Origin of the sequence: Pseudomonas sp. IT-P253 (assembly GCF_949768125.1) — a bacterium.
In the GTDB taxonomy this organism is placed as follows: domain Bacteria; phylum Pseudomonadota; class Gammaproteobacteria; order Pseudomonadales; family Pseudomonadaceae; genus Aquipseudomonas.
On record NZ_CATKPT010000050.1, the window covers coordinates 1 to 8576 of the forward strand.

5 protein-coding genes are annotated in these 8576 nt (G+C 59.1%); 3 read left to right on the top strand and 2 right to left on the bottom strand.

Annotated features, from left to right (window positions below):
- Window positions 1–51: 51 nt before the first annotated feature.
- Window positions 52–1941, bottom strand: a complete 1890-nt coding sequence (locus ACM6IR_RS22305; protein WP_414909696.1) for a methyl-accepting chemotaxis protein — start codon at window positions 1939–1941, stop codon at window positions 52–54.
- Window positions 1942–2128: 187 nt separating this feature from the next.
- On the opposite strand from ACM6IR_RS22305, the gene ACM6IR_RS22310 reads away from it, so the two are divergent.
- The gene (locus tag ACM6IR_RS22310; protein ID WP_414909697.1) at window positions 2129–3616 is read left to right on the top strand and encodes a helicase HerA-like domain-containing protein; all 1488 of its coding nucleotides are present in this window, start codon (window positions 2129–2131) and stop codon (window positions 3614–3616) included.
- 118 nt (window positions 3617–3734) lie between these two features.
- Here ACM6IR_RS22310 and ACM6IR_RS22315 read toward each other — a convergent pair whose 3' ends face one another.
- A complete protein-coding gene (locus ACM6IR_RS22315) occupies window positions 3735–4190 on the bottom strand; it encodes a DUF721 domain-containing protein (protein WP_414909698.1) in 456 nt (151 codons plus the stop codon).
- Window positions 4191–4497: 307 nt separating this feature from the next.
- Between ACM6IR_RS22315 and secA the strand changes: the two genes are divergently transcribed.
- Both secA and argJ read left to right on the top strand, forming a co-directional pair.
- On the top strand, window positions 4498–7233 hold the full coding sequence (gene secA, locus ACM6IR_RS22320; RefSeq protein ID WP_414909699.1) for a preprotein translocase subunit SecA: 2736 nt from the start codon (window positions 4498–4500) through the stop codon (window positions 7231–7233).
- A 120-nt stretch (window positions 7234–7353) separates the two neighbouring features.
- A complete protein-coding gene (argJ, locus tag ACM6IR_RS22325; protein ID WP_414909700.1) occupies window positions 7354–8571 on the top strand; it encodes a bifunctional glutamate N-acetyltransferase/amino-acid acetyltransferase ArgJ in 1218 nt (405 codons plus the stop codon).
- Window positions 8572–8576: the final 5 nt, after the last annotated feature.

Here is an 8576-nt window from a genome sequence, read left to right on the forward strand (position 1 = left end):
AAGCCTCGCTTGTTGGAGCGAGGCTTGCCCGCGAAGGGGCCCTGTCAGACACTAGATACGGAAACTGCCTACCAACTGTTTAAGACGCGCTGCCTGCTGCTCCAGGTCAGAACACGCGCGCAACGTCGATTGCAGGTTTTCCACCCCTTCCTGGTTCAGTGTATTGATCTCGGTAATGTCGACGTTGATCGACTCGACCACCGCCGTCTGTTCCTCGGTCGCCGTCGCTACCGATTGGTTCATCCCGTCGATTTCGCCGATACGCAAGGTCACGCTGTTAAGGCGTTCGCCGGCCAGGTTGGCGATTTCGACGCTGTCCTGACTGTGGCGCTGGCTGTCGCTCATGGTACTGACGGATTCACGAGCGCCGACTTGCAGCTCCTCGATCATAGTCTGTACCTGTTGCGCCGATTCCTGGGTGCGGTGCGCGAGGTTGCGAACTTCGTCGGCCACCACGGCAAAACCGCGCCCGGCTTCACCGGCCCGTGCTGCTTCAATGGCCGCGTTGAGCGCCAGCAGGTTGGTTTGCTGGGAAATGCTGGTGATCACTTCGAGAATCTGCCCGATGTTCACCGTTTTGCTGTTCAGCGATTCGATGTTGGTACTCGAGGCGCTGAGCATGCTCGACAGCTGATTCATCGCGACAATGCTGCGATCGACCACTTGCTGGCCGTCTTCGGCGAGGCTGCGTGCATCGCTGGCCTGACTCGACGCTTGCGCGGCGTTGCGGGCGATTTCCTGGGCGGCGGCACCGAGCTGATTGATCGCTGCAGCAACGCTGCTGGTGCGTGAAGCTTGCTGGTCGGAGTTGAACATCGACGAGTTCGAGGCGGCCACGACTCGCAAGGCCACTTCGTTGACTTGCCCGGTCGCCGAGGACACTTCGCGGATCGAACCGTGAATACGCTCCACGAAACGGTTGAATGCGGTGCCGAGGATGCCGAATTCGTCGTTGTTCTGAATGGTCAGGCGTTTGGTCAAGTCGCCTTCACCGTCAGCGATGTCGGCCATGGCGCGGGTCATGACGTGCAGCGGCTGGATCAGGATGCGGATCAGCATGCCCAGCAGCGCAATGATGATCGCCACGGCAATGAGGGTCGCGATGATCGCGGAGGTACGGAATTCGCTAAGCGTGGAAAAGGCCTTGTCCTTGTCCACGGACAGGCCGATGTACCAGTTCACCGACGATAATCCTTTGATGGGGGTGAAGGTCATGATCCGGGTTTTGCCATTCACCTGGATTTCGCTCAGGTCGCTGCTGATTGCAGGCGTGTCCTGTGGGTAAACCTCCTTGAGCGATTTCATCGCCAGCGTTTTGTCGGGGTGTACCAGGATCTTGCCGTCCGAGCTGACCAGAAAGGCATACCCCATGCCGCCGAAGTCCAGCGCCTTGAGGCTGTCTGCAATCACTTGCAAACTCAAGTCGCCACCGACCACACCGATGTTTTGTCCATCCTTGACCACGTTGTCAACGATGGAAATCACCAGTTGGCCGGAGGCCAGGTCAATGTACGGTTCAGTCAATGCAGAACCGCTGGCGCTCTGCGCAGTCTTGTACCAGGGGCGAACGCGAGGGTCATAGCCATCGGGCATCTTGCTGTCCGGACGAATGATAAAAGAACCATCCTTGTTGCCCAGGTAGGCGCCCATGAAGGTCGACATGACGGCCTTCTGCATAAGCAGTCTGGAAACGTTGTCGGTATCGGGGTTCATTGCAACGGTTTGCGACAGGTTTTCGATCAGCAAGCTGCGACCGGCCAGCCAGGTCTGGATGTTATTGGCAGTGACTCGTCCCGTCTCCTGCAGATAGTGTTCCAGGTCCTTTCGAATGGCGTTTCGCTGTAAATAGTCGTTGTACAGCGTGAACGAGGCGAAGGCGGCGATGACGATGAGCGCGGCGGCAAGCAGGATTTTATGGCTGAAATGCAGATTTTTGTTCATAGCTTGGAGTGTCCGCTAAGGTCTTATAGTTTGGGGCGTGTTGCTGTTAACGCGTGCAAAATGGTGCGCATAGACACGAGTCGAAAATTCCTGGGCTCCCTGCGGAATGTCGGGCTTTGCTTTGCGTTGGGTCTCTCGCTTGTTTCTATCGGCCGTGAAGGACCAAAGATTAATCATGGGTGACCAAATGCCTGATTCATTGCAACTCGTTATTGGTGCCGATCTCGCGGGGCAGCCGATCGCGCAGGCCATGCGCCTGGCGAACCGTCACGGTCTGGTCGCGGGGGCTACCGGGACGGGTAAAACCGTGACCTTGCAACGCATGGCCGAAGCGTTCAGCGATGCCGGTGTTGCAGTGTTTGCCGCCGATATCAAAGGCGACCTGTGCGGTCTGGGCGCCGCCGGCAACCCGCAAGGCAAGATTGCCGAGCGCATCGCCGGGATGCCGTGGCTGAACTACAAGCCTCAGGCGTACCCGGTAACCCTGTGGGATATTCACGGTCAGTCCGGTCACCCATTGCGCACAACCTTGAGTGAAATGGGCCCACTGTTGTTGGGCAGCCTGCTGGAATTGACCGACAGCCAGCAATCGGCGCTGTACGCTGCCTTCAAAGTGGCGGACCGCGAAGGGTTGCTACTGCTGGATCTGAAGGATTTGAAGGCGCTGCTCAATCACCTGCGTGACCACCCCGAGTTGCTCGGTGACGACGCCGCGCTGATGACCACCGGCTCCAGCCAGGCACTGTTGCGGCGTCTGGCGACCCTGGAACAGCGAGGTGCCGAAGCACTCTTCGGCGAACCGGCCTTGCAACTCGAAGACATTCTGCAACCGACCGCCGATGGCCGTGGGCGCATTCACTTGCTCGACGCCAGCCGTCTGGTCCACGAAGCGCCGAAGGTCTACGCGACATTCTTGTTGTGGTTGTTGGCCGAACTCTTCGAGCAGCTGCCGGAACGCGGCGATGCCGACAAACCGTTGCTGGCGCTGTTTTTCGATGAGGCACATTTATTGTTCGCGGGTACGCCCAAGGCGTTGCAGGATCGCCTGGAACAGGTCGTGCGGCTGATTCGTTCAAAAGGCGTGGGCGTGTATTTCGTCACCCAGTCGCCCGGCGACTTGCCGGATGACGTGCTGGCGCAACTGGGCCTGCGTATCCAGCATGGCTTGCGCGCGTTTACCGCAAAAGAGCAGAAGTCCCTGCGAGCGGTGGCCGAGGGCTTCCGTCCCAATCCGGCGTTCGACGCGTTGTCGGTGCTGACTGAGTTGGGGATCGGCGAGGCGCTGGTCGGCACCTTGCAAGACAAGGGCACGCCGGAGAGGGTCCAGCGCGTCCTGGTCGCGCCGCCGCAATCGCGGATCGGGCCGTTGAGCGAAACCGAGCGTGCGGCGTTGATCGCCAGTTCACCGTTGCAGGGGCGTTATGACAAGCCGATTGATCGAGAATCGGCATATGAGGTGCTGATGGGGCGCAAAGGTCTGGCGCCAGCGCCTGAAGCAGCGCCGGGCAAACCCGCCGCTGAAGAACCAAGCTTCACCGACAAGGCCGGGGAGTTCCTTGGTACAGCGGCAGGGCAGGCGCTGAAATCGGCGATGCGACAGGCGGCTAATCAGTTGGGCCGACAATTGGTACGCGGCTTGATGGGCTCATTGCTCGGTGGCAACAAACGCCGCTAACAAGTGGACAGGGTAAAAACTGTGGGAGCCTGCTCGCGATAGCGGTGTATCAGTCAAAATATCCGTTGATTGACAAAACGCCATCGCGAGCAGGCTCGCTCACATTATTAAATCACCGTTATGCCTTGGGTTTGGCGTGTGCCGCCAGGCGCTCCAGCGCCGCCCGCAGATTCGGATCGCTAATCCCCTCAGCCGTGGCCTGAATGGTCGCGCCCGCATCCGTCGACAAACTGATGGTATGGCCCACCGCCCCTTGCTGAACCGTGGGCGGCTGAACTTTGAACAGAATCCGCGTCAAACTGGCGAACTCGTCGAACATCTGCAATTGCCGTTGCAGGCGTTTTTGCTGGTAACGCAGGCGGGTAGCCCAATGACCGTCGGTGACAATCAGCAATAAACTGCCTTCGCGCCATGAGGCCACATGGCAATGTTCGCGCGCGGCGGGCTGCAACTGGCTTTCCAGCAGACGTTGCAAATGACCCAGGCGTTGAGCATGGCCAAAGATGGCTTTCAGCGGTTTGGCTTCGCGAAGCAGAACGGCGGGTGCTCTGGCCGTAAGAGGGCGAAATGCCATGATCAGACACCTGAAGTAACAGAGCCGCCATGGTAGCAGAAAGCACCCGATTCACCCGACCCATTGCTTTGCGAGCGCTTTACCCATTAAATCAACAAGTAACTTATGCCGTGAATGGCTTGAAGTTCAGCCAAAAGCCCTTATTTTAAGTGAGCCCCGTCACAGCGCTGTGCCAGCATCGTGGAATAACGCCACTTTCCTCACCATCGTTTCCGGGTAGAATGCTCGTTCGCATGCGGCCATGAGGGCTGCTCGGGCGACTCACGGGGCCGCCCTCCATCCCTTTAGTGTGGAAGATCCTGCCGATATGTTTGCGCCTTTGTTAAAGAAACTTTTTGGAAGCAAGAACGAGCGTGAAGTCAAACGCATGCTCAAGACGGTGCAACTCGTCAATGCCTTCGAAGAGCAAATGGTGGCCCTTTCGGACGATCAATTGCGTGCCAAGACAGATGAGTTCAAGGCCCGCATCGCCAAAGGGGAAACCCTCGACAAGCTGCTGCCAGAAGCCTTTGCGGTCGCCCGCGAAGCCGGTAAGCGCGTCATGGGTATGCGCCACTTCGATGTCCAGCTGATCGGCGGCATGACCTTGCATGAAGGCATGATCGCGGAAATGCGTACCGGCGAAGGCAAGACCCTGGTGGCGACACTGGGCGTTTACCTGAACGCGTTGTCCGGCAAAGGCGTGCACGTTGTAACCGTGAACGACTACCTGGCCCGTCGTGACGCCAACTGGATGCGTCCGCTCTACGAATTCCTCGGCCTGACGGTCGGCGTAGTCACGCCATTCCAGCCGCCGGAAGAGAAACGCCTGGCCTACGCCGCCGACATTACCTACGGCACCAACAACGAATTCGGTTTCGACTACCTGCGCGACAACATGGCGTTCAGCATGGAAGAAAAATTCCAGCGCGAACTCAATTTTGCCGTGATCGACGAAGTCGACTCCATCCTCATCGACGAAGCCCGTACCCCGCTGATCATTTCCGGTCAGGCCGAGGACAGCTCCAAGCTGTACATCGAGATCAACAAACTGATCCCGCAGCTCGAGTTGCACATCGAAGAAGTGGAAGGCGAAGTGACCAAGGCCGGTCACTACACCGTCGACGAGAAGACCCGCCAGGTCGAACTCAACGAAGCCGGGCACCAGTTTGTTGAAGAAATGCTCACCCGCATCGGCCTGCTGGCTGAAGGCGAGAGCCTGTATTCGGCGCACAACCTGGGCCTGCTGACTCACGTTTATGCCGGTCTGCGTGCACACAAACTGTTCCATCGCAACATCGAGTACATCGTGCAGGACGGTCAGGTTGTCCTGGTCGACGAACACACCGGTCGTACCATGCCGGGTCGCCGTCTGTCCGAAGGCCTGCACCAGGCCATCGAAGCCAAGGAACAGCTGAACATCCAGGCCGAAAGCCAGACGCTGGCGTCGACCACGTTCCAGAACTACTTCCGTCTGTACAACAAGCTGTCCGGCATGACCGGTACCGCAGACACTGAAGCGTTCGAATTCCACCAGATCTACGGTCTGTCGGTGATGGTTATCCCGCCGAACAAGCCACTGGCGCGTAAAGACTATAACGACCTGGTGTTCCTGACCGCCGAAGAGAAATACGCGGCGATCATCAACGACATCAAGGAATGCATGACCCACGGCCGTCCGGTGCTGGTGGGTACTGCAACCATCGAAACTTCCGAGCACATGTCCAGTCTGCTCAACAAGGAAGGCATCGAACACAAGGTCCTGAACGCCAAGTTCCACGAAAAAGAAGCCGAGATCATTGCCCAGGCCGGTCGCCCAGGCGCACTGACCATCGCCACCAACATGGCCGGTCGTGGTACCGACATCCTGTTGGGCGGCAACTGGGAAGTGGAAGTTGCTTCGCTGGAAGACCCGACCCCTGAGCAAATCGCCCAGATCAAGGCCGACTGGCAGAAACGTCACCAGCAAGTGCTCGAGTCGGGCGGCTTGCAGGTCATCGCTTCCGAGCGTCACGAATCGCGCCGTATCGACAACCAGCTGCGTGGTCGTGCCGGTCGTCAGGGTGACGCCGGTTCCAGCCGTTTCTACCTGTCGCTGGAAGACAGCCTGATGCGTATCTTCGCCTCTGACCGGGTGAAGAACTTCATGAAGGCCCTGGGCATGCAGCCTGGCGAAGCGATTGAACACCGTATGGTGACCAACGCTATCGAGAAGGCTCAGCGCAAGGTTGAAGGCCGCAACTTCGACATTCGCAAGCAACTGCTTGAGTTCGACGACGTCAACAACGAACAGCGTAAAGTGATCTATCACATGCGTAACAGTTTGTTGGCCGCTGACAACATCGGCGAAACCATTGCCGACTTCCGTCAGGACGTGCTCAACGCCACTGTCAGCGCGCACATTCCACCGCAGTCGCTGCCTGAGCAGTGGGACGTGGCGGGCCTGGAAGCCGCGTTGCAGAGCGATTTCGGTGTGGCGCTGCCGATCCAGCAATGGCTCGACGAAGACGACCACCTGTACGAAGAAACCCTGCGCGAGAAGCTGCTGAACGAATTGCTGGCGGCTTACAACGAGAAAGAAGAGCAGGCGAGCGCCGAAGCGCTGCGCTCCTTCGAGAAGCAAATCGTACTGCGCGTGCTCGACGACCTGTGGAAAGACCACCTGTCGACCATGGATCACCTGCGTCACGGCATCCATTTGCGTGGCTATGCGCAGAAGAACCCGAAGCAAGAGTACAAGCGCGAGTCCTACACGCTGTTCTCCGAGCTGCTGGATTCGATCAAGCGCGACTCGATCCGTGTGCTGTCGCACGTTCAGGTGCGCCGCGAAGATCCAATCGAAGAAGAGCAGCGCCTGCGCCAGGAAGCCGAAGCACTGGCGGCACGCATGCAGTTCCAGCACGACGAAGTACCGGGGCTTGAGCAACCGGAGCTGCTGGGTGAAGAGGTTGATGTTGCCCTCGCCACCGCGCCGGTACGCAACGAACAGAAGCTGGGCCGCAACGAACTGTGCTACTGCGGTTCGGGCAAGAAGTTCAAGCATTGCCACGGGCAGATCCAGTAAAACCCGTTTCATACGCTGAAATACCCGCGCCGCGACCGGCATCAGCCGTCGCGGCGTTTTGCCATTTAAACCACCGTTCTTCCTGACGACGGTGCTGACATCTTTTTAAGGAGCGCTTTCATGGCTGTTGGTCTTGGTCCTTTGCCAACGTTGCACCCGGTTGCCGGTTTTGAACTCGGTATCGCCTCGGCCGGCATCAAGCGCCCGGGGCGCAAGGATGTTGTGGTCATGCGCTGTGCCGAAGGTTCTACCGTGGCAGGCGTGTTCACCCTGAACGCCTTTTGCGCCGCGCCGGTGATCCTGGCCAAGCAGCGCGTGCAAGGCCCGGTGCGTTACCTGCTGACCAATACCGGCAATGCCAACGCCGGCACCGGTGAGCCTGGCCTCGCCGCCGCCGAGCGCACCTGCGCCAAACTGGCTGAGCTGACCGGCGTCGATGCCAGCCTGGTGCTGCCGTACTCCACCGGTGTGATCGGCGAACCGCTGCCGGTCGAGAAAATTGAAGGCGCACTGCAAGCCGCCCTCGACGACCTGTCGGTCAACAACTGGGAAGCGGCTGCCACCGGCATCATGACCACCGACACCCTGCCCAAAGGCGCCAGCCGCCAGTTCCAGCATGATGGTGTGACCATTACTGTGACCGGGATCAGCAAAGGTGCGGGCATGATTCGTCCGAACATGGCAACCATGCTTGGCTACATCGCCACCGACGCCAAAGTCTCCCGTGACGTCTTGCAAAACCTGCTGCTGGACGGTGCCAACAAGTCGTTCAACCGGATCACCATCGATGGTGACACGTCGACCAACGACTGCTGCATGCTGATCGCCACCGGTCAGGCGGCACTGCCGGAGATCACCGAAGCGAGCGGTCCGCTGTTCGCCCTGCTGAAGCAAGCGGTGTTCGAAGTCTGCATGGACGTGGCCCAGGCCATCGTTCGCGATGGCGAAGGCGCGACCAAGTTCGTCACCGTTGAAGTCAACGGCGGCGGCAATCACCAGGAATGCCTGGACGTGGGTTATACCGTGGCTCACTCGCCGCTGATCAAGACCGCACTGTTCGCCTCCGATCCGAACTGGGGCCGTATCCTGGCCGCCGTCGGTCGTGCCGGTGTGCCGAACCTGGACGTGAGCAAGATCGACGTATTCCTCGGCGATGTATGCATTGCCAGCCATGGCGCACGCGCCGCGACTTACACCGAAGCCCAGGGCGCGGCGGTGATGCAGCAGGAAGAAATCACCATCCGTATCGAACTGGGTCGCGGCGATTGCAGCGAAACCATCTGGACCACCGACTTGTCCCACGAATACGTGAAGATCAACGCCGAGTACCGTACTTAAGACCG

Excerpts from the sequence above, each read along its gene's own strand:
- ACM6IR_RS22305 (WP_414909696.1), bottom strand. The coding sequence starts at position 1,941 with ATGAACAAAAATCTGCATTTCAGCCATAAAATCCTGCTTGCCGCCGCG.
- ACM6IR_RS22310 (WP_414909697.1), top strand. The coding sequence starts at position 2,129 with ATGCCTGATTCATTGCAACTCGTTATTGGTGCCGATCTCGCGGGGCAG.
- ACM6IR_RS22315 (WP_414909698.1), bottom strand. The coding sequence starts at position 4,190 with ATGGCATTTCGCCCTCTTACGGCCAGAGCACCCGCCGTTCTGCTTCGC.
- secA (WP_414909699.1), top strand. The coding sequence starts at position 4,498 with ATGTTTGCGCCTTTGTTAAAGAAACTTTTTGGAAGCAAGAACGAGCGT.
- argJ (WP_414909700.1), top strand. The coding sequence starts at position 7,354 with ATGGCTGTTGGTCTTGGTCCTTTGCCAACGTTGCACCCGGTTGCCGGT.